Origin of the sequence: Vibrio rotiferianus CAIM 577 = LMG 21460 (genome assembly GCF_002741985.1) — a bacterium.
Taxonomy (GTDB): domain Bacteria; phylum Pseudomonadota; class Gammaproteobacteria; order Enterobacterales; family Vibrionaceae; genus Vibrio; species Vibrio rotiferianus.
On the sequence record NZ_APHW01000028.1, the window covers coordinates 1 to 20,937 of the forward strand.

Here is a 20,937-nt window from a genome sequence, read left to right on the forward strand (position 1 = left end):
TTCAATCTGAGCCATGATCAAACTCTTCAATTTAAGATTTTGTTCGGCTCAATGAATACTGAACATTACATAAGTAATGTTTGAATTGACTGTGCTGAATCTTTCGATTCAATGGTCACTTCGTTTCATTGAAACCTAATTTGATACCGAAGTATCTAATTGGATTATCATCAACGAGTGCCCACACAGATTGATAGGTCTATATTTTTAAAGAGCTTGCTTATCGAGAAGTTTTTCTCTCAAAGCGGAGGTGAATTCTAAAGAGATAATTGAGAGTGTCAAACACTTTTTCAATTTATTTTCTCAGAAGCTATTTACCTCTTCGACCCTGCTGAAGCCTTATCGCTTCTGCCGTGTCGATGGATGCGCATTATAGAGAAGCGGACATTTTTGGCAATAGCAAAAGCGCATTTTTTTCTAAAAAACATGCCAACTGGATGCTTTTCGCCCAGAACCCACATTACCCCAAGGAACGACTCATCTTTTGTACATCTTATCCACAATTTTCTGTGGATAATTGGTTAATCATCACTATCGAAGAAATATGAAATACGAGATCTTGGGTTAAGGTACTCTTTGATTTTATCAGGTAACTTCGATGGATGAATTGCATTAACAATTTTTAAGTCTTTAGCCGCCAAGTCAATTATGGGTGCTTGCGTTCTTGGCACTTCGGGATCATAAATGAGAACATTTGGGCAAAGTAAGTTCGAACTATTAACCGAGATAACTAACCCGACCATGTTGTTAGATAGCTGCACAACTGTTCCAGGAGGGAAAACACCCATGAACTTGATTAAGATATTCAAGTTATCGTTATCATAAAGGTGCTTGCAATTCTTATATAGATGAGAGAGTGCGGTGTAAGGAATCTTTTGCTCTGACGCAATCGGGTTATGACACAAATTGTCAAACGCATTTGCGACAGATACTACTTGGGTATAAGGATCTATTTCGCTCCCCTTTAGCCCTTCAGGGTAACCTGAACCATCTGCTACCTCATGGTGCTGCGCGATTACACGCTTTGCGCTTTCTGGGAATGCTGCAATGTTCTTAGCTAAGTCAACTCCATATTTAGTATGCAGCTTTAAATAGTTACACTCTGGTTCTGTCAACGGTGTTTGTTTTCTCAAAATAGCAGTGGGGATTTTGATTTTCCCCATGTCATGAAACAGTGCAGCAAAAGATAACTCCTTCAGCTGTTGAGCATTAAAACCTTTTGCTTTACCGATCATCATTGAGATAACTGCTACGTTAAGAGAATGAAAGTAAATATCCTCAAACTCATTTTTGCCATTCATAAGATGCAAAGTTACGTTATCGTCGCACATCAGTTTCTCGACGATATCATCCACCAACAACACAGCTTCATCGACAGCGTCTATTGGTCGGTTACGTATTTTCGTCATCACTGATCGCATTCTTGCCAGCGAGCGCTCAAACTCTTTTTCACATTGGATAACTCTACGACGGTAAGCACTCAGCTTTTCAATTCGCTTTTGCTTTTCTTGCCATAGCTTTTTTGTTTCCTCATCAATAGAGCTCTCATTGACCACTTCTTGTTTTATTTCACTGTTTACAGGAAGAGGCTCTGCATCACTTTGTGAGAGATTGAGATATACAAACTTTACGCCCAAATGACGAATCATTTCGACTTGTTCTTGGTCTTTGATCTTAAAGCTATTAAGAAGAAATGGATGCTCATTCCACTTTAAAGGAAGGCGAATATGAAGCCAGGTTGAATACGATCCACTGTAATTTTGATACTAGCCACTTTTAAAACAACGAATTAACCTAACTAGGATTTTTAATAGTAGTGGATTTTGTAAATTAAATCATCCATAGCTGCCACTGATTGGAGCGCTTTGTGTAAGAAAATATCTATAAGAATGCTCTATCTGCTTGTCTTAATTTAAGTTCACCGGAAAAGTGGCAGCAACGCGTTTTCGCTTGTTGGGTGATTTGAGTCATAAGAGCCTGCACTGCCGAGCGGGCCATTTCACTGATAGGAAAGTGAACTGCTGATACTGGTGGATACAAACCTGCACAAAGATCTACGCTATCAAAACTAACCAATGAAATTTGATCTGGTACTTTTATCCCTTCTTTATTTAAGTATTGCATTGCGCCAAAGGTCATTTCCTCACTGCAAGAAAACACTGCGGTAATATCAGGATGACGATAGATAAGTTGTTCCATTGCATCAAAGCCACTTTGACGGCCATAATTACCCTCGACCCACCAGCTGTCATCCACGCTTATACCCGCCGTTTTCATTGCGTTTATGTAACCGAATCTACGCAATAGACTATTGTGACGACTTGAAGGACCAGATATGCAACCAATCTTCTTGTGCCCTTGCTTTATCAGATGCTCAGTCGCTACTTGACTTGCATTCAAATGATCGAACGTAACACACCTATCTTCCAAACCATCAACTTGACGATCTAAAAGCACAAAGGGGGTCGGTAATTTAGCCAGTTCACGTAAGTCATCATCAGAAAGATAACGGCTATGGAGAACATACCCATCGCAGCGAAGGTCACTAAATCGTTGAATAGCCTCTCGCTCACCTTCGGCTGAATGATGTCCTTGCGCTGTAATGAGGAACTTCTTGTGAGTGTCCAGTTCAGTCTGAACTTGTTCCATCATCTCACCAAAGAATCCCCCGGTGTAGTAGGTCACAAGAAGACCGACCATATTGCTAGAAGAGGTGGCAAGTGAGCGAGCGATTGCACTAGGACGATAGTTTAGCTCCGCCATAGCAGCTTCAACTTTCTTCCTTGTTTCCTCACGAAACTTCCCCTCCCCATTAATAATGCGAGAAACGGTTGAACGGTTTACTCCTGCTAGTTCGGCGACGTCTTTAATCCTTGCCATAATGCTTATATATCCCAACAGCTTGTTTTAATAATGGTGACAATACGAAAAGTGGCTGCCAGCAAATCGTAAGGTGCTTAGGGGGCGATGCTGACAGCCTTAATCATACACTGGCGACTTTGCTTGGAGAAATAAGAGCCGAGTAATCCGTGACAGTCATACCATGCTTAGTGAGCTCTTGTTGAAGAATCGAAGAAGTCAGCACTTGAAGTTCCAACTCACGCTGCAAGGCGTAACCGCTTTTCAGCAGAAGAGGCTGATCAGCTTCAGCTGGATGGCACATAACTTCAACCACATCATATTGGGCTTTCAAACTCAACAAATGCTTCATGATGCCTTCTAAACTAACCCCTTGATCATAGAATTCATCAGTAAAGTAATAATTCACTCTGTTCTCTATGTGGCACAAACCGCTACCACGCAAAGGGACTTTGTATTTCTGAGCAACCTTTCGAATCACCGGAAGCAGTTGTGGGTGCGTATGCGCATGATGATGGCTATCTAAATGACTCAGAGACAATCCCAATTTTAGAAATGCCTCGACTTGAGCGATTGCCTCTTGGTAGACCACCTCTTCTTCTAAGTCCTGTTTCTTCCACAATTCATCATAACTAACAAATCGCGCCTGGCCATTGGTCAGGTTTGGATTCCCTGTTAACGGAGAGCCTGTGGTAAAACGAAGGTGCACGCCAATCTTTAAGTTCGGATTTTGCTTTGCCAATTCCACAGCATGTTCTTCAGCATCCATTCCCACCATCATAGTGGTTGAACGAACTACACCTTGTTGGTGGGCTTTGACAATGCCTTTATTCACACCGGGTGTTAAACCAAAATCATCGGCATTAAAAATTACTTTCATTGGCGTGTCTCCTCGCTCTACAACGTTGTTAATTTGAATTGAGGCAGATAAGGAGCATTCACTGCTAAGATCTCATCCAATATGGATTTGGCTCGACCAATATCTGGAACAAGTGGGTTATTGGTTAACGCCATTAATGCTTTGTCGTAGCTTCCTTCAACTGCAGCTTCGATAGCGAGTTGCTCATAAGCTTTAACTTGATGAAGCAGGCCTTTGACATTGCTTGATAGTTCACCAACCGCAAGCGGCTTCGCTCCCCAACTGCCGATCACAGCACTACACTCAATCACAGCGTCATCTGGTAAACCATTGATAGCCCCATTGTTTAACACGTTCACTACATGAATGCTGTTACGGTTGTTATAAATTGAGTCGACGAGGTTTAATGACGCATCTGAGTAATAGGCACCGCCTCGCTCTTCCAACTCTTTTGGTTTGTGGTCTAGGTTCGGGTCTTGATACAGCTTAAATAACGCACTCTCCGTCTCCATTACTTGCTCTGCTCGCGTGCCTTGCTCCCCTGCACTCTGCTTTTCTTCTGCTAGCATCGCATCGGTTTGATAGAAATAGCGATGATAAGGACAAGGAATGGCTCCAAGCGCTTTAAGAAATGCCGGATCCCACGGCTCTTCCCAGATATTCTTCATACTGAAGTTGGCGCCATCCCCAACTTTTTCCAGAACGGTTTGAGTAATATCTTCGCCTTTAAGCCACGCTTTCAATACCCAAACAAGATGATTTAAACCTGCAAACTCAAGTTGAAGCTCTTTCGGCTCGCAATCCATCATTTCAGCAATCATCATTTCCATAGACACCGGAACGTTACACAATCCAATGTTCTTTACGTTGGTGTGTTTACTGACAGCTTCTGATACCAAACCCGCAGGGTTAGTAAAGTTGAGCATCCACGCATTAGGCGCTAGCTCTTCAATGTCTTTACAAATATCAAGAATAACCGGGATGGTACGCAGCGCTTTGGCAAAACCACCAGGCCCTGTTGTTTCTTGGCCTATAACGTCATATTTAATCGGAATGCGCTCATCATTCGCTCGTGCAGCCAAGCCACCAACACGGAATTGGGTCATGACAAAATCGGCGTCTTTAATCGCATCTCGGCGATCGAAGCTCGCTTTGATTTCAATATCTGCTCCCGCCTTGTCAACCATGCGTTGTGCCAAGCCTTTAATGATCTCTAACTTCTCCGCCCCCGATTCAATATCAACAAAATGCATCTGCTTTACAGGCAAGAACTCTAAACGTTTTATTACGCCTTCAACAAGCTCTGGGGTATAACTACTACCACCACCGATAATGGCGAGTTTGATTGCATTTCTTGGCATAGCGACGTCCTTATTTTTCTGCTAACTGCTTATTCAACGCGACAATTTCCACTGCCATTTCTTGCGCTAAGATTGTCGTCATCAAATGATCTTGAGCGTGTACCATCACCAAGGTCATTGGCACTTTTCCTTCACCCTGATCTTCTTCAATTAGTTGGGTTTGAATCAGGTGGGCTTTGTTGATGCACTCTCTTGCTTGAGAAAGCTTTTCCTCTGCGGCAACAAAATCCTTCTCTCTCGATAAACGCAATGCCTCATAGCTCAAACTTCTGGCTTCACCTGCATTACAGATAATTTCCATTACGACTAATTCTTGTTCCATCTCTTCTCTCCAGAAACATGGGCTGCCATGTGACAGCCCAATTACTATTAAGCAGTCACGCCTTCGCCAGATGGCTGTTCAGCATCCTTATTTTCTTTGCTCGTAGGTAACTCTTGTTCCATCACCTGCTTCTCAAACATCTTGAAGAACGGCAGATAAATAAAGAGGTCAAGAATCAGTAGGCCAATCACCAACAGCACTGGTGAGAACGTCCAACCACTACCCCATGAAGCACCAATCAATGCAGGTGTTGTCCAAGGTGTGGTCGCAACCCCCATTCCCACAAAGCCAAGCTGTACTGCAAAGTAAGCAATAGTTGCGTTAACGATTGGCGCAAATACAAAGGGAATAAACAGGATTGGGTTCATTACTACTGGGCTACCAAAAATCACAGGTTCATTGATTTGGAAGAAACCCGGCACAGCACTCATTCGGCCGATACTCTTAAGGTGCGCGGAACGGCTAAATGACATCAGCATCACTAGCGCAAGTGTTGCGCCCGAACCACCAATAAAGATATAGAAATCCCAGAATGGTTGGGTGAATACGTTTGGAATTGGCTGACCCGCAACAAACGCATCGATGTTAGCGCTGATGTTGGTAAGGAAGATTGGCGATAGAAGACCAACTACAATCGCCGCACCGTGAATACCAGCAAACCAAAGTAGCTGACACACCAGCAATGCACCAATGATTGCAGGTAAGGTATTCGATGCACTGATCAGTGGTTTGAACATCGCCATAACCGCATCAGGGATCAGCATGTCATATTGAGTTTGAACAAAAATACTTAGTGGATACAAGGTTAGGAATATAGCGAGTACTGGCAAAAGGACCTCGAAAGAACGAGCGATTGCAGGTGGTACTTGCTCTGGCATGCGGATCGTAATGTTGTGCTTTTTCATAAAGCGGTAAAGCTCAACCGCAAAGAAAGCACACATTACCGCGGTAAAGATTCCGGTACCGCCCATGTGCTTCATCGCTAGTGCTCCATCTTTAGCTGGAGCAGCAACCAAAAGGAAGCTCATCAGTGATAATACCGCGCTGGTGATCCCATCCATTTTGTACGCTTTGGCCAAGCTATAGGCGACCCCAAGCGAGACAAATATAGTCATGATCCCCATCGACATATTAAAGGGCATCATAATGGTGTCGAAATGTGTGGTGGCGAAGTCTAACCAAACTCGCCCGAGTGTAAATGTGGTGTCTTCAGCAAATGGTGGGAAAGCAAAAATTAAGATAAAACTACCAACAATAATAAACGGCATTGCCACAATAAATCCGTCTCTCATTGCTCTAACATGGGGTTGATTTCCCACTTTTGCCGCAATAGGGGCTATATGCTTTTCGACTATTCCTATAATCGCATCATAAAGCTTCATAGAGTCCATCCTTATTTTTAGACAAAAGAATCCCGCACCAAATATTTATATTTAGTGGGTATTCTTATTTCTATTTAAAGTTATTGAATTAGTTAATCAGTTCTAATGCTTGTTGTAATACTTCTTCCCCTTTCATCATTCCATAAGCTTGTGGAGAAATAGCATCAATATTTTTGCCGTGCTCTTGTGCAGTTTTACGCAATTCTTCTAGTTGGAATCGCACTTGAGGACCAAGCAAACACACATCGTACTCTTTGATCGCTTCATCAAATGCATTTACCGATAACGCATCAATCTTGCACTCAAGCCCTTGCTCTTCAGCAGCTTGCTCCATTTTCTTTACAAGCATACTGGTCGACATCCCTGCGCTGCAGCATAAAAGAATTTTTTTCATGGCCTTACTCCCGTTGTGTAAATTTCAACCTACAAAAACTGTAGCAAAAATAACCAACACAAAAAAGCGCAACCGGTTGCATTGAGTATGAACAAGATCCCATTTTCAATATAAAAAGAGTATCATTTCATTATTTAACGAAATTCAACTTCATCTTTATCGAGTAAGAAAACTGAGTTCAATAAGAATTTTGGCAAAGATTATCTATTAAATAGTAATTTATATCGGAGTATAAAAAGGAATTAATCATCATTAGATTTTTATTTAAACTGCCAATAAACTTTAAGCTAAAGAATGATTTAGTTATGTGATAAAAAAAGCCAAAGATGACAGAATTAACTCTATGACCTTTGGCTCTACATTACTGACTATGATAGTCCTAGCAGATTTTACTATGGGTAAATTTAGTTCGCTTTCTGTAATTCATTAAAAGGCGTACCAGCAGAGTTGCTGTATAGCGTTGCTAGAATGTCCATTGCGGTTTCACTCCAAAGCCCAAAGTAACCATCAAGGTGGGAGAACATCCCCATTGCGTGCGCCATCTCATGCTTGGCCATTTGGTAATCCCAGCTGCACTGCCCATTTCCCATATTCACCCACAATAAAGAACTAGCACTATAAGTATGTGTTGCAGGATTAACCACCAAACTCAAATTACCGGTATATGGCCCTATCGATGCATTCCCACACATTTCCTGCGGATCGTTCGCCCACTCAGTACTATAGTATGCGGTTCCTTGGGAAAAAACTAAGCCCCCAATAATCCCATGAGCGTTTTTAAAGCTTGCTTCGCTATACGTATAATTCCCGCGGTTCTCAGTGGGAAAAGAGAGATCTCTGTAGCCACTGAGATCATCTGTCAGAAGGTGAAAATCAGTAAAAATATTCCCCAAGCGGCTTTCGATTTGGTTTACGGCTTCAACGACGGCAGTTGGTGGCTGTGTTCCTTCTAAAGAAACATAGTAAAGCGGTATCTGGTTAGTCGTATCAAACCTTACCGTTCCATTCTGAACCAATTTTTGGCCATCTAGATAATCACTGTATAAACTAGGGAAACCTTGCACAAAGTTTGTTTCCTTAACAAGGCTAGCAAACTCATCCCCACCAACAGTCGTTGGTGCTGATCCACCATCTCCTCCTCCACAACCAGCCAATACAACAACGCCAGACGCAAACACTGCTAAATACTTACCATTCATAAAACAACCACATTTATTAGTTAACTATACTTTTTATTTATTCTTTAATGATAATTGTATGATTTATAAAGTAATATGATTCGAATCAACAAATACCAGTACTAACACAAAAGTCACCTTTGCAATATGGTTCTGATGGACGAACAATTAGGGGGCATTCAACCGAACAAGGCGCCTGCTGTCACCGCGAAGGCAACGCTATCCTTTCTTCCACCATTTCCAAACGCCTAAAACGACGAAAGGCCGCTACAAGAGCGACCTTTCTACGTATGGTATCAGCGGGTGACTTAACTGGGCAGGCACTCCTGACGTCACACTGGGTTTGAATTCACAAACTCCAGATACAACAAAGCCCCGACTTTCGTCGAGGCTCTGTCTTGGAATATGGTACCGGTGGGCGGACTTGAACCGCCACGCCCGAAGGCAACGGATTTTGAATCCGTCGTGTATACCAATTTCACCACACCGGCATCTCTAGGCTATCGCCCTTTGATGGTTGGCATTATACGGAAGCTTTTGACCTACGCAAGCAGAAAAACCTTTAATAACTATCGTTTGCTGATAATTTCGCCACAAAGTGTGACAAAGAAGATCTTAGCTTAGCTAACCCTACAAACTGCTCAGCCCTTATAAGCGGTTAACGGTAATATCCGAAACATAACCATTGCCAACGCTAGAGAGTGCATCATGAATCATCGTCGCTGCATCACCTGCACTCATAAAACCGCTAGTATCTAGTGATTTGCCACTAGTCTCCCAAAACTCCGTTGCCATACCGCCAGGATAAACGGCGATAATCTTCATCGGTTTGCCTTTTAGCTCCATACGAACGGACTCAATTAAACCTTTTACTGCCCACTTCACTGCGCAATAAGTCGATTCTTGTGCCTTTGGTAACTGTGCAGCTGTAGACATCACCATCACGACGCTGATTGGTTGATCTTGATAGCGCTTTACTAACTCTCTCAGGACATGAATCGCCGAAGTGAGATTATTTTCAATTAGCTTTTTAATCTCTTGCGGGTCTTGCTCTGCTAACAAACCAAAATAACCACTTCCAGCACAATGAATCAGAGTCGAGGGCGTTTGAGGTAACTCATCAAACAAACGCTCAACTTGATATGCGTCGATAAGATCACAGCTTCTCGTCTGAGCTTTGTTTGAGAGATGTTGAGCCAGCGTATCTAACTTCTCTTCACTACGACCTGTTAGCAGGGTTTCTTTACCTTGAGCATCATACAATTTGGCCAGTTGAGCTCCTAAGCCACTGCTTGCGCCTGTAATTACGATCATCTTGCACCTCTAACTATGTCATTCGTAATCTTCTTTACTAAGCAAGGTAACGCATGTTTGACGGTTTCACAGTTTGTATGATACGAACTTTGAACTGGGTTACTTTGTGAGTCACGATAAAGTCATTTTGAACACGTGATTTGTTTACAATTAGAGACTCTGTGCGTTAGCTCTCTTTTCACCGGCGGACGGAATCTATATTCTGACGCACGATTTTAAAGGTAAGTAATGGAATTATGACTACTTCTACAACTCTTCCACCAGCGTTTTTTTTCCGTCGACTCGCAGCGTTGTTTTACGACACGCTGATTATCCTTGCGATTGAGATGATGGCGGCAGGTGTAGTAATGGCGATTGTCTTTGCGCTGAACGCGGCAGGATTGCTGAGCTATGGAGAATATGTGGATGCAGCAGATATGCTAGGAAAGCATCCGGTATTAAGCCCATTGTTCACGCTGTATCTTGCTGTGGTATGGATCTACTTTTTTGTGTTCTTCTGGACTCGTGCGGGGCAAACCTTAGGTATGCGAGCTTGGAAGATACAAGTACGTAATAGCAAAGATGGTGCACCAATTACAGTGACACAGGCTCTTATTCGTATAGCGACATCTGGTTTTGGTCTGGCTAACCTAACGGTGCCAATTGACCCTCAAAAACGTGGTTTCCACGATATTTGGGCAAAAACGGAAGTCGTGGTCTTGCCTAAAGCAAAATAGCTTAGTGGCAAAAGTAGAATAAAAAAAGGAAGGCACGGTGCCTTCCTTTTTCATATTTATCGCTTTTGAAAACCTACAGTTTTCTTCTTAGCAAAGATACTGCAATGGCTAGGAACACCAAGCTTGGCGCTAGTGCGCCGAATACAGGCGGTATGCCATATACCAAGGTAAGTGGTCCAAAGAACTCACTGGATATATAGAAAGTAAAACCCGCTACCACGCCTGAGAGTACCCTTGCGCCCATGGTAACACTACGTAACGGTCCAAAGACAAACGACAACGCCATCAGCATCATAACTGCAATAGACAGCGGCTGAGATAACTTACGCCAAAATGCCAACTCATACCGCGAGGCGTCCTGCTCTGAGGCTTTCAAATACGTTACGTAATCATACAAACCACTTAGAGAGAGCTCTTCGGGCTTCACCGTTACGACTGCCAGTTTGTCTGGCGCCAATGAGGTATGCCACTCCATCTGTTCCACTTGACGCTTAGAAATGACATTTTCATTCTGCATATCAGTAACTTGAACATTGTGCATTAGCCAATTATTGTTATTTTGATAATCAACTTCTTCAGAAAAGATCACTTTTTCAAGATTCTTATCGTCATCAAAACGCCACATATTCAAGCCGTACAGCTTTTCATCTTCGACTTTACCGATAAAGATGAAGTCATTCGCATCTTTTGCCCATACGCCGGCTCGTACAGAGACAATACTCCCTCCAGACAGCGCAAATGAGCGTAAGTCTCGTGCCATTTTCTGAGCTTCAGGGGCTCCCCACTGACCGAGCGTCATCACGATAAGCATCAATGGCACCGCAGTTTTAAGCACCGATAGACCGATATCCAACTTAGAGAAACCCGATGCTTGCATAACAACCAGTTCAGAACTTGATGCCAGCATACCTAAACCAATCAATGCCCCCAATAAAGCTGCCATAGGGAAAAACATTTCAATGTCTCTAGGCACACTTAGTAGGACAAAATACAATGCATGAAGTAAGTCATAAGCACCCTTTCCTACTTTTCGCAATTGTTCTACGTATTTGATTATCCCTGAGAGGCCAACGAAGGTCGCTAAAACCAAGGCTGTTGTAGAAATAATTGTTCTACCTATGTAAAGGTCTAGAATTTTAAACACAGCTTACACGAGCCTCTTCTTGCGGAATTTATCTTTAACTTTTCTGACAGGCACACTGTCCATCATGTTTGCCATAACAGCGACTATAAGTAGCATTATATTAATGGGCCACATACCAACATATGTAGGTAAAGAGCCATCCTCAATTGCCGACTTTGTTGCACTCATAGCTAAGAAGTAAGCTAGGTAAATCAATATAGCTGGACCCATTTTGGCAAATCGCCCCTGACGTGGGTTCACCGCAGACAAGGGAATGACTAACATGGTCAAAAGTGGAATACATACAAATAGCGAAATACGCCATTGCAATTCGGCTTGGGCATGGCGACTAGGATGACCAATCAAATCTACTGTAGCAAAGGCCTCCCAATCTCGACCTTTGTGTTTTACTTCCCTCTGACCGATTAGGCCTTCGTACTCATCAAACTTTGTTACCATATACTCAACACGAGTTGGCACGCCTTCATAACGCGTCCCATCTTGCATTGTAATAACCTGACGGCCATCTGATAGCTCTTTCACAACCCCTGAGGTCGAAAAAATCACGCTTGGTAAGATCGAGTCTCTTGGACGCATTTGAGCCACGAACACATGCTTAAGCTCGTTGTCTCTTATATCATCAATAAAAACAACTGAAGACCCATCAGGTGTACCTTGGAATTGTCCTTTCTTGAGCAAATCAACGCTATTTTCAGAAGCAACTTGTTCTAGGAGAGACTCTACTTTGTCTTGAGACCAAGGGGACAACCACAACGAGTTAAAAGCAGCAACGCTTGACGTAATGACAGCTAAAGACAAGGCGGCCTGGATCAAAAATTTATTCCCAATCCCCGTCGCATTCATTACCACAATTTCACTCTCTGCGTATAAGCGGCCAAAAGTGATCAATATGCCGATATACAAACTCAAAGGCAGCATTAATAACCCCATCGCTGGCATGTTTAAGCCAACAATAGAAAAAATTAATCCTGCTGGGATGTCTCCGTCTGAAGCATCGGCAAGAACACTGATAAACTTCTGGCTCACAAACACCAAAAAAAGTACGAAAAAGATCGCAAATTGACTCTTGAGTGTTTCGCGGATCAAATATCTAACAATAATCACGCTCAAATTACCTATACAAAACTTGTTTTTTTGGTCGAATCACTATAGTTTCCCGTTGAACCATTTATTTTTTTAAAAATTATAAACTAGATGTTAGCGCTTAAATCAGCTCTATTGGTAAGACCTGAGCTTAAATTCAACAAGTAAGCGATCATTATCTAACATTTAGAGCAATTTGTCTTCAGGATGTAGGAGTACGCATGGAGTTCAGTGTTAAAAGTGGCAGTCCAGAGAAACAACGTAGCGCATGTATCGTTGTTGGTGTGTTTGAACCACGTCGCCTTTCTCCAGTAGCCGAGCAACTTGATAAAATCAGTGACGGTTACATCAGTTCACTACTTCGCCGTGGTGATCTAGAGGGTAAACCTGGTCAGATGCTGCTACTGCATCAAGTACCAGGTGTTTTGTCAGAGCGCGTTCTACTCGTAGGTTGTGGTAAAGAACGTGAGCTAGGCGAGCGCCAGTACAAGGAAATCATTCAAAAGACGATCAGCACACTTAATGAAACAGGTTCTATGGAAGCAGTATGTTTCCTAACTGAACTGCACGTTAAAGGTCGCGATACGTACTGGAAAGTACGTCAAGCTGTTGAAGCGACTAAAGATGGTCTTTACACATTTAACCAGTTCAAGAGCGTTAAGCCGGAAACTCGTCGTCCACTACGTAAGTTAGTGTTCAACGTACCGACACGTCGTGAACTGAACCTAGGTGAGAAAGCAATCACTCACGGTCTAGCCATTTCTTCTGGTGTAAAAGCATCAAAAGATCTTGGCAACATGCCACCAAACGTTGCAAACCCAGCTTACCTTGCATCTCAAGCTCGTCGCCTTGCTGACGACTACGAAACAGTAACCACCAAGATCATTGGTGAACAAGAGATGGAAAAACTGGGCATGACATCTTACCTAGCAGTAGGTCGTGGTTCGAAAAACGAATCAATGATGTCTATCATCGAATACAAAGGTAACCCAGAGTCAGAAGCAAAACCTATCGTACTAGTTGGTAAAGGTCTGACGTTCGATTCAGGCGGTATCTCTCTCAAACCTGGTGAAGGTATGGATGAGATGAAGTACGACATGTGTGGTGCGGCATCTGTATTCGGTACAATGAAAGCGCTAGCGAAGCTAAACCTACCAATCAACGTTATTGGTGTCCTAGCAGGCTGTGAAAACATGCCTGGCAGCAACGCTTACCGTCCTGGTGACATCCTAACAACCATGTCTGGTCAAACCGTAGAAGTACTGAACACGGATGCGGAAGGTCGTCTTGTTCTTTGTGACGCACTGACTTACGTAGAGCGTTTCGAACCAGACTGCGTAGTTGACGTTGCAACGCTAACTGGTGCTTGTGTTATCGCACTAGGCCACCATATCAGCGGCGTAATCTCTAACCACAACCCACTTTCTCATGAGCTAGTAAACGCTTCTGAGCAAGCGAGTGACCGTGCTTGGCGTCTACCAATGGCAGACGAATACCACGAGCAGTTGAAGAGCCCATTTGCTGACATGGCAAATATCGGTGGTCGTCCTGCTGGCACTATCACTGCGGGTTGCTTCCTGTCTAAGTTTGCTAAGAAGTACAACTGGGCACACGTCGATATCGCAGGTACTGCGTGGAAATCAGGCGCAGCGAAAGGCTCAACGGGCCGTCCTGTCTCAATGCTTGTCCAATTCCTTTTGAACCGCAGCGGCCAAGAGACAGAAGAGTAATTTCTGAACAAAATCTCAAAGGGCCGCAAGGCCCTTTTTTATTACCTCGATTTTCTTAATTGAAAATGGGACTTATGATGGTCTTAGGATGAGACCAACGGCAAGTGAGAGAATGATGCAAACTGCAACTTTCTACATCATTAAAGAAGATAGCCCGCAAGCAACCGTGGCTGGCTTTGAAGAATACATCGTGTTTTTGGCTCAGCACTTTGCTCGCCAAGGCGCAAAAGTGTACTTGAATTGCGAAGATAAACCGCACGCTGAACAACTCGCCGAAACCTTTTGGCAAATTGATGCAGATAAGTTCATGGCACATAATCTCGTAGGCGAAGGACCGAAATACGCCACCAATATTGAGATCGGCCATAACGGCGTAAAGCCGAATTGGAATCGTCAGTTAGTAATTAATTTGGCGGAAAATGAGACAACCTTTGCGAACAAGTTTGCTCAAGTGGTAGACTTCGTGCCTTGCGAAGAAAAAGCTAAACAGCTCGCAAGAGAAAGGTATAAAATTTACCGTCAGGCAGGTTATCAACTGCAAACGATCGAAATTCAATATCCTTAACGGTCAATCCTTATAGTTAAGCTCTCCACTCAGAGAGTTCACTTATAAAGATTGACTTAGATTCAACCATCAACGTATCCATTAAAAGAGCGCTATGGAAAAGACATACAACCCAACTTCAATCGAACAAGCTCTGTATCAGACTTGGGAAGAAAAAGGCTACTTCAAGCCACACGGTGACACTACTAAAGAAGCTTACAGCATCATGATCCCGCCACCGAACGTCACTGGTAGCCTACATATGGGCCACGCGTTCCAAGACACGATCATGGATACTCTTATCCGTTGTGAGCGCATGAAGGGCAAGAACACTCTTTGGCAAGTAGGTACTGACCACGCAGGTATCGCAACTCAGATGGTTGTTGAGCGTAAGATCGCTGCAGAAGAAGGCAAAACAAAACACGATTACGGTCGTGAAGCTTTCATCGACAAAATCTGGGAATGGAAAGGCGAATCTGGCGGTACTATCACTAAGCAGCTTCGTCGTCTTGGCGCATCTGTAGACTGGGATCGTGAGCGCTTTACGATGGACGATGGTCTATCTAACGCGGTTCAAGAAGTGTTCGTACGTCTATACGAAGACGACCTAATCTACCGCGGTAAGCGTCTAGTTAACTGGGATCCAAAATTACACACAGCGATTTCAGATCTAGAAGTAGAGAACAAAGACACCAAAGGCAACATGTGCACTTCCGCTACCCACTAGCGGATGGCGTTAAAACAGCGGATGGCAAAGACTACATCGTTGTTGCAACCACTCGTCCAGAGACCATGCTAGGCGATACTGGTGTTGCGGTTAACCCAGAAGATCCACGTTACAAAGATCTTATCGGTAAAGAAATCATCCTTCCTATTGTTGATCGTCGCATCCCAATCGTGGGCGATGAGCACGCAGATATGGAAAAAGGTACTGGCTGTGTGAAAATCACACCTGCGCACGACTTCAACGACTACGAAGTTGGTAAGCGCCACCAGCTACCAATGATCAACATTCTGACTTTCGACGCGAACATCCGTGACGCTTCTGAAGTATTCAACACTAACGGCGAAGCAAGCGACGCATACAGCACTGAGCTACCAGCTAAGTACCACGGTATGGAGCGTTTTGCTGCTCGTAAAGCTATCGTTGCTGAATTCGACGAGCTAGGTCTACTTGAAGAAGTGAAAGATCACGATCTACAAGTTCCTTACGGCGACCGTGGTGGCGTGGTTATCGAACCAATGCTAACTGACCAATGGTACGTACGTACTGCACCTCTAGCGAAAACAGCGGTTGAAGCAGTAGAAAACGGCGACATCCAATTCGTTCCTAAGCAATACGAAAACATGTACTTCTCTTGGATGCGTGACGTTCAAGACTGGTGTATCTCTCGTCAGCTATGGTGGGGTCACCGCATCCCAGCTTGGTACGACAACCAAGGTAATGTTTACGTAGGTCGTGACGAAGAAGAAGTTCGTAAGAACAACAACCTAGAGTCAGTTATTGAACTTCACCAAGACGAAGACGTACTGGATACATGGTTCTCTTCTGCACTATGGACGTTCGGTACTCAAGGTTGGCCAGAGCAAACTGACGATCTGAAAGTATTCCACCCTTCAGACGTACTAGTGACTGGTTTCGACATCATCTTCTTCTGGGTTGCACGCATGATCATGATGACCATGCACTTCGTGAAAGACGAAAACGGCAAACCACAAGTACCATTTAAGACGGTTTACGTTACTGGTCTAATCCGTGACGAAAACGGCGACAAGATGTCTAAGTCGAAAGGTAACGTACTTGACCCAATCGACATGATCGATGGTATCGACCTAGAGTCTCTAGTAGAGAAGCGTTGTGGCAACATGATGCAGCCTCAGCTAGCGAAGAAGATCGAGAAGAACACTCGCAAGACGTTTGAAAACGGTATCGAAGCATACGGTACAGACGCACTACGTTTCACTCTTGCAGCAATGGCATCAACAGGTCGCGATATCAACTGGGATATGAAGCGTCTTGAAGGTTACCGTAACTTCTGTAACAAACTATGGAACGCAAGCCGTTACGTAATGATGAACACAGAAGAGCAAGATTGTGGCTTCAACGGTGGTGAGATTGAATACTCACTAGCGGACAAGTGGATCGAGTCTCAGTTTGAACTAGCGGCGAAAGCGTTCAACAACCATATCGACAACTTCCGTCTAGATATGGCGTCTAACACGCTTTACGAATTCATCTGGAACCAATTCTGTGACTGGTACCTAGAGCTAACTAAACCAGTTCTATGGAAAGGTACAGAAGCGCAACAGCGTGGTACTCGCCGTACACTAATCACGGTTCTTGAGAAGACTCTACGTCTAGCTCACCCAGTGATTCCTTACATCACTGAAACTATCTGGCAAAGCATCAAGCCACTAGTTGAAGGTGTAGAAGGTGAGACAATCATGCTTCAAGCACTGCCTCAATTCGACGAAGCAAACTTCAACCAAGAAGCGCTAGACGATATTGAATGGGTGAAAGCGTTCATTACAAGTATCCGTAACCTACGTGCTGAATACGACATCAACCCAGGTAAGCCGCTTGACGTTATGCTGAAAGCTGCAAACGCAGAAGACGCAGCTCGTCTAGAAGCAAACAAACAAGTACTGATGTCTCTAGCGAAACTAGAATCTGTACGCGTACTTGCTGCTGACGAAGAAACGCCAGCGTGTGCGACAGCATTGGTTGCTAAGTCTGAGCTGATGATCCCAATGGCAGGTCTGATCGACAAAGATGCAGAGCTTGCTCGTCTAGATGGCGAAATCAAGAAGACTCACGGCGAAATCAAGCGTATCGAAGGCAAACTAGGTAACGAAGGCTTCGTAGCGAAAGCGCCTGAAGCGGTTGTTGCTAAAGAGCGTGAGAAGCTTGAAGGCTACAAAGAGACACTAGCTAAGCTAGAAGAGCAGAAGACAACGATCGCTGCACTTTAATCGCTAAAGGCTAGAATAAAAGAATCAAAGGGTTGGTGTGAAAGCATCAACCCTTTTTGCATTTTATCACTCGGAAAGCTTTCAAAGATATTCACTCTTCTCCCCTAGTCTCCCTCCTATTTAATAGTTTTTACCTATCAAACTAATCTTAACTGCCCATTAGATTTAATGATAATAATTCTCAATAATAGACCTATCGAAACAACACAACGATTGAGTAATTATCATGAAAAAGACACTAACCTTTGCAGCACTCCATTTTACTATCGCGTTTAGTGTCGCTTACGTGCTTACTGGCGACATTCTAATTGGTAGTTTAATTGCCATGATTGAGCCTTCAGTGAACACCGTCGCTTTCTACTTTCATGAAAAGGCATGGGCAAAAGTCCCAGCGCTTAAAGCTCGTCAGTGGATGACCAAATTAAAAACCGCAAGCTTTGCCACTATCCACTTCAGTGTTGCTTTTACCGTGGTTTACTTGCTAACAGGTGATGCGTTTGTCGGCGGTATTATGGCGATGCTAGAGCCTAGCTTGAACACTGTGGCTTACTACTTCCACGAGAAAGTGTGGATGCGTAAATCAGATAGTCAAGCCCCACAATTTTGCCTACACCAACACGCTTAAACATGGAAGCTCAATACGCCTCCTAACAAGCAAAATGACATTTACCATTGACAAAGTTGCGCACCGCAATTAATTTAATTGCGGTGCGCAACTTTATTTTTAAGGGTAAGTGATAATGAACGCTCGTCAACTCCGACACTATTCCCGCCAAGCCGTCCGATTGCTTGGTCTGCTCGATAAACAATGCGGCGATGTCGCGCTCACTCCAGTGCAAGCGCACGCGTTAGGTGAAATCCAATTGCAGCCGTTGACCATCAATCAACTGGCACAGCAGCTTAATGTCGACAAATCCAATGCAAGCCGAACCGTTACCGGGCTGATCAAATTAGGTCTGGTTGAGAGTATCGAAAACCCAAAAGACAAACGCAGCCAACTCGCAGGGCTTACAGAACAAGGTCAGCAGGCATTATCGCAACTAGACCAACAACAAAACCGCTTCTTTGAACAACTGCTTACCCAACTCGATGACAGCGAGCAAGAGCAACTCAAACTTGGTCTAGAGGCCTACCTAAAAGGGCTAACAAAAGTGTGTCAGGCAGAGGAATACGTTCTTCGACCTCTTACCAAAGCAGATAACTCGCAAGTTGCAGACGTAATTCGTAAAGTCTCTGCAGAATACGGTTTAACCGCAGACAAAGGTTATGGTGTGGCTGATCCAACACTGGATGACATGTACTCGGTTTACGACCAACAAGGTGCGGCTTATTGGGTGGTCGAATACCAAGGCGAGATTGTGGGTGGCGGCGGCTTTGCACCTTTAGCTGGTGAGCCAAATGTGTGTGAGCTGCAAAAGATGTACTTCTTACCTCAAACGCGAGGACACGGTTTAGCCAAGCGCATTGTCGCATTGAGCTTACAACTGGCGAAACAGTTTGGATATCAGCAGTGCTATTTGGAAACGACCGAATGTCTAAGAGAGGCGGTAGGTTTGTACGAAAAGCTGGGCTTTGAGCATCTAGATGCCCCGCTAGGACAAACAGGGCATGATGCATGTGAAGTCGTGATGCTTAAAACGTTATAGAATTTTATCCCCAAACTTAAAGTACAAGATGGGTAACACAGAGCTCTTGGCTAAGCGCCACTGTAAATGCTTGGCGTTGCCCATCCAACTCCACCACGAGTTCGTAGAGATCTTTTGGATCGGGATCGTTAAGATCGGCATACTTTGGCGCTTCGATCTGGAATAAAGCACTCGCATGATCCGCTCGGACATCAATAGGAATATGGTAAGTCATGCCATTAAACTTAACCGATGCCGATACTAGACCCGGCGCAAAAGTTTGATAGTACAAGTCTACTTTAAACTCACAACCACCACCGTGGTGCCAAATCTGTTCGGTTGCCACACGGTCTAAACGCACATTGCGAATGAACTGGAGATAAGGCTCTTGCCATACCCCTAAGCGCTCATCACTCTTTTGGTATTCATGATCCGCAAGTGAGCACAACTCTGGCTTATCTTCATCGAGTAGAAGATCTTCTTCTTCCTCAAGGAATAGAATCTCAAAACGGTTACGCCCCATCTGCATAAATGGGCGAATATCTTTTTTGTACACGCTTTGTGAGCCATCACAGTCGAACAATGCAACTCCGTTTAAACGCACTTCAGCATGGTAATCCACACCACCCAACACCATTTCTACCGCTGGGAATGCCATCATGGATTCATCCACTTCGATGTCATGCATCAGGTGCCACTCTTGCTGACGAATTGCTTCTTCTGTCAGCTCAGCAGGCAATACCTGACTCAAAGGCGCAGGGAAAGTGATGTCATCCTGTGGGATAGAAAGGTCCGTCAGTGGAGAGACTTGCCATAAGCCGGCGAGTGAGAGTTGCATAGTTACCTTGAGCTAGATCAATTTTCACGCATTATAGAGATAATAAGCACACAAACTCAATGAGAATTATTTATCGTTACCTGCAGTTATCATTTTCAGGGCACAAAAAAACCAGCGATAAACGCTGGCTTCTTAATATAAATGAGCTGATTACTCTTCGTCTTCATCATCTTCTTCAGGGTAAAGCGCATCTTCGCCTTCGTAGTAAGTACCCCAACCGTCGTAGATGATGTCGTATTTTTCTGCAAGATGAACCAATTTCTCAACCTGTGCATCAATTGCTTCTGCGTTTAGTGCAGATTCCATTGTTGCATCACAGCAAAGTAGTTTGTTGCCATCTTCATCTTCTGTTTCTTCAGCTTCAAGAACTTCAAAGCCCATCTTAAACGCTTCAACAACCGCTTTCTCTAGTGTGTCAAAGTCTTCAGCAAATAGGTGGTGCTCGATTTCGTATAGTGAATCTGGATCGCTGCCATCTTCTAGCAATGCTGCAATGATATCGCGAGTCTCTTCCTTTTGAATCTCAATTAATTCTTCTACTGATAGATATTCATCTTCGTGAGACATGTTTTGGCTCCAGATTAGTTACTTGATGGAAACACTATACTCTAAACT

The 20,937-nt window shown here is 43.8% G+C and carries 17 protein-coding genes, 1 tRNA gene and 2 pseudogenes; 6 read left to right on the forward strand and 14 right to left on the reverse strand.

The genetic code is table 11. The features are described from left to right. Positions 1-521: 521 nt before the first annotated feature. The 10 genes and pseudogenes from B853_RS12955 to B853_RS13000 all read right to left on the reverse strand — a co-directional run bounded on the left by B853_RS12955 (position 522) and on the right by B853_RS13000 (position 9,669). A pseudogene (locus B853_RS12955) lies at positions 522-1,774 on the reverse strand (cyclic di-GMP phosphodiesterase). 107 nt (positions 1,775-1,881) lie between these two features. Continuing rightward, the gene (locus B853_RS12960) at positions 1,882-2,880 is read right to left on the reverse strand and encodes a LacI family DNA-binding transcriptional regulator (RefSeq protein WP_038884554.1); all 999 of its coding nucleotides are present in this window, start codon (positions 2,878-2,880) and stop codon (positions 1,882-1,884) included. Positions 2,881-2,983: 103 nt separating this feature from the next. Next, entirely contained in the window at positions 2,984-3,739 is a 756-nt protein-coding gene (gene chbG / locus B853_RS12965; RefSeq protein ID WP_038884556.1) for a chitin disaccharide deacetylase, read from the reverse strand. 17 nt (positions 3,740-3,756) lie between these two features. After that, on the reverse strand, positions 3,757-5,079 hold the full coding sequence (locus tag B853_RS12970) for a 6-phospho-beta-glucosidase (RefSeq protein ID WP_038884559.1): 1,323 nt from the start codon (positions 5,077-5,079) through the stop codon (positions 3,757-3,759). A gap of 10 nt (positions 5,080-5,089) precedes the next feature. Continuing rightward, positions 5,090-5,401 (reverse strand): PTS lactose/cellobiose transporter subunit IIA, encoded by a 312-nt coding sequence (locus B853_RS12975; RefSeq protein ID WP_005441971.1) that lies wholly within the window; start codon positions 5,399-5,401, stop codon positions 5,090-5,092. A 47-nt stretch (positions 5,402-5,448) separates the two neighbouring features. Beyond that, positions 5,449-6,783 (reverse strand): PTS sugar transporter subunit IIC, encoded by a 1,335-nt coding sequence (locus B853_RS12980; protein ID WP_038884561.1) that lies wholly within the window; start codon positions 6,781-6,783, stop codon positions 5,449-5,451. 88 nt (positions 6,784-6,871) lie between these two features. Then, positions 6,872-7,177 carry a PTS sugar transporter subunit IIB gene (locus B853_RS12985; protein ID WP_038884563.1) on the reverse strand — a complete coding sequence of 102 codons (306 nt, stop codon included), beginning with the start codon at positions 7,175-7,177 and terminating at the stop codon, positions 6,872-6,874. A 404-nt stretch (positions 7,178-7,581) separates the two neighbouring features. Then, positions 7,582-8,376 carry a hypothetical protein gene (locus B853_RS12990; protein ID WP_038884564.1) on the reverse strand — a complete coding sequence of 265 codons (795 nt, stop codon included), beginning with the start codon at positions 8,374-8,376 and terminating at the stop codon, positions 7,582-7,584. A 385-nt stretch (positions 8,377-8,761) separates the two neighbouring features. After that, positions 8,762-8,846: transfer RNA gene (locus B853_RS12995), tRNA-Leu, on the reverse strand. A gap of 157 nt (positions 8,847-9,003) precedes the next feature. After that, positions 9,004-9,669, reverse strand: coding sequence for an SDR family NAD(P)-dependent oxidoreductase (locus tag B853_RS13000; protein WP_038884566.1), 666 nt, complete (start codon positions 9,667-9,669; stop codon positions 9,004-9,006). A gap of 236 nt (positions 9,670-9,905) precedes the next feature. Between B853_RS13000 and B853_RS13005 the strand changes: the two genes are divergently transcribed. Next, complete coding sequence (locus B853_RS13005; protein ID WP_038884568.1) at positions 9,906-10,385, forward strand: RDD family protein; 480 nt, start codon at positions 9,906-9,908, stop codon at positions 10,383-10,385. Between the two features lie 73 nt (positions 10,386-10,458). On the opposite strand, the gene lptG is transcribed toward B853_RS13005, so the two are convergent. Both lptG and lptF read right to left on the reverse strand, forming a co-directional pair. Next, a complete protein-coding gene (gene lptG, locus B853_RS13010; RefSeq protein WP_010450382.1) occupies positions 10,459-11,529 on the reverse strand; it encodes an LPS export ABC transporter permease LptG in 1,071 nt (356 codons plus the stop codon). A gap of 3 nt (positions 11,530-11,532) precedes the next feature. After that, positions 11,533-12,633 (reverse strand): LPS export ABC transporter permease LptF, encoded by a 1,101-nt coding sequence (gene lptF / locus B853_RS13015; RefSeq protein WP_038884569.1) that lies wholly within the window; start codon positions 12,631-12,633, stop codon positions 11,533-11,535. Positions 12,634-12,833: 200 nt separating this feature from the next. Between lptF and pepA the strand changes: the two genes are divergently transcribed. The 5 genes and pseudogenes from pepA to B853_RS13040 all read left to right on the forward strand — a co-directional run bounded on the left by pepA (position 12,834) and on the right by B853_RS13040 (position 19,505). Then, positions 12,834-14,342: a leucyl aminopeptidase gene (gene pepA / locus B853_RS13020; protein ID WP_010450385.1), complete on the forward strand. Its 1,509-nt coding sequence runs from the start codon at positions 12,834-12,836 to the stop codon at positions 14,340-14,342. A gap of 115 nt (positions 14,343-14,457) precedes the next feature. Beyond that, a complete protein-coding gene (locus B853_RS13025) occupies positions 14,458-14,907 on the forward strand; it encodes a DNA polymerase III subunit chi (protein WP_010450386.1) in 450 nt (149 codons plus the stop codon). Between the two features lie 94 nt (positions 14,908-15,001). After that, a pseudogene (locus tag B853_RS13030) lies at positions 15,002-17,859 on the forward strand (valine--tRNA ligase). Between the two features lie 226 nt (positions 17,860-18,085). Then, on the forward strand, positions 18,086-18,484 hold the full coding sequence (locus tag B853_RS13035) for a DUF2061 domain-containing protein (RefSeq protein ID WP_038884572.1): 399 nt from the start codon (positions 18,086-18,088) through the stop codon (positions 18,482-18,484). 115 nt (positions 18,485-18,599) lie between these two features. Beyond that, positions 18,600-19,505 carry a bifunctional helix-turn-helix transcriptional regulator/GNAT family N-acetyltransferase gene (locus B853_RS13040; RefSeq protein WP_081641177.1) on the forward strand — a complete coding sequence of 302 codons (906 nt, stop codon included), beginning with the start codon at positions 18,600-18,602 and terminating at the stop codon, positions 19,503-19,505. Positions 19,506-19,521: 16 nt separating this feature from the next. On the opposite strand, the gene B853_RS13045 is transcribed toward B853_RS13040, so the two are convergent. Continuing rightward, on the reverse strand, positions 19,522-20,322 hold the full coding sequence (locus B853_RS13045) for a glycosyl hydrolase 2 galactose-binding domain-containing protein (protein ID WP_017187889.1): 801 nt from the start codon (positions 20,320-20,322) through the stop codon (positions 19,522-19,524). 150 nt (positions 20,323-20,472) lie between these two features. Beyond that, positions 20,473-20,889, reverse strand: a complete 417-nt coding sequence (gene rraB, locus B853_RS13050; protein WP_005432867.1) for a ribonuclease E inhibitor RraB — start codon at positions 20,887-20,889, stop codon at positions 20,473-20,475. Between the last annotated feature and the right edge of the window lie 48 nt (positions 20,890-20,937).

What these genes read in the sequence shown, in the direction of transcription:
- B853_RS12960 (WP_038884554.1), bottom strand. Translation starts at nt 2,880, where the DNA reads ATGGCAAGGATTAAAGACGTCGCCGAACTAGCAGGAGTAAACCGTTCA.
- chbG (WP_038884556.1), bottom strand. Translation starts at nt 3,739, where the DNA reads ATGAAAGTAATTTTTAATGCCGATGATTTTGGTTTAACACCCGGTGTG.
- B853_RS12970 (WP_038884559.1), bottom strand. Translation starts at nt 5,079, where the DNA reads ATGCCAAGAAATGCAATCAAACTCGCCATTATCGGTGGTGGTAGTAGT.
- B853_RS12975 (WP_005441971.1), bottom strand. Translation starts at nt 5,401, where the DNA reads ATGGAACAAGAATTAGTCGTAATGGAAATTATCTGTAATGCAGGTGAA.
- B853_RS12980 (WP_038884561.1), bottom strand. Translation starts at nt 6,783, where the DNA reads ATGAAGCTTTATGATGCGATTATAGGAATAGTCGAAAAGCATATAGCC.
- B853_RS12985 (WP_038884563.1), bottom strand. Translation starts at nt 7,177, where the DNA reads ATGAAAAAAATTCTTTTATGCTGCAGCGCAGGGATGTCGACCAGTATG.
- B853_RS12990 (WP_038884564.1), bottom strand. Translation starts at nt 8,376, where the DNA reads ATGAATGGTAAGTATTTAGCAGTGTTTGCGTCTGGCGTTGTTGTATTG.
- B853_RS13000 (WP_038884566.1), bottom strand. Translation starts at nt 9,669, where the DNA reads ATGATCGTAATTACAGGCGCAAGCAGTGGCTTAGGAGCTCAACTGGCC.
- B853_RS13005 (WP_038884568.1), top strand. Translation starts at nt 9,906, where the DNA reads ATGACTACTTCTACAACTCTTCCACCAGCGTTTTTTTTCCGTCGACTC.
- pepA (WP_010450385.1), top strand. Translation starts at nt 12,834, where the DNA reads ATGGAGTTCAGTGTTAAAAGTGGCAGTCCAGAGAAACAACGTAGCGCA.
- B853_RS13025 (WP_010450386.1), top strand. Translation starts at nt 14,458, where the DNA reads ATGCAAACTGCAACTTTCTACATCATTAAAGAAGATAGCCCGCAAGCA.
- B853_RS13035 (WP_038884572.1), top strand. Translation starts at nt 18,086, where the DNA reads ATGAAAAAGACACTAACCTTTGCAGCACTCCATTTTACTATCGCGTTT.
- B853_RS13040 (WP_081641177.1), top strand. Translation starts at nt 18,600, where the DNA reads ATGAACGCTCGTCAACTCCGACACTATTCCCGCCAAGCCGTCCGATTG.
- B853_RS13045 (WP_017187889.1), bottom strand. Translation starts at nt 20,322, where the DNA reads ATGCAACTCTCACTCGCCGGCTTATGGCAAGTCTCTCCACTGACGGAC.
- rraB (WP_005432867.1), bottom strand. Translation starts at nt 20,889, where the DNA reads ATGTCTCACGAAGATGAATATCTATCAGTAGAAGAATTAATTGAGATT.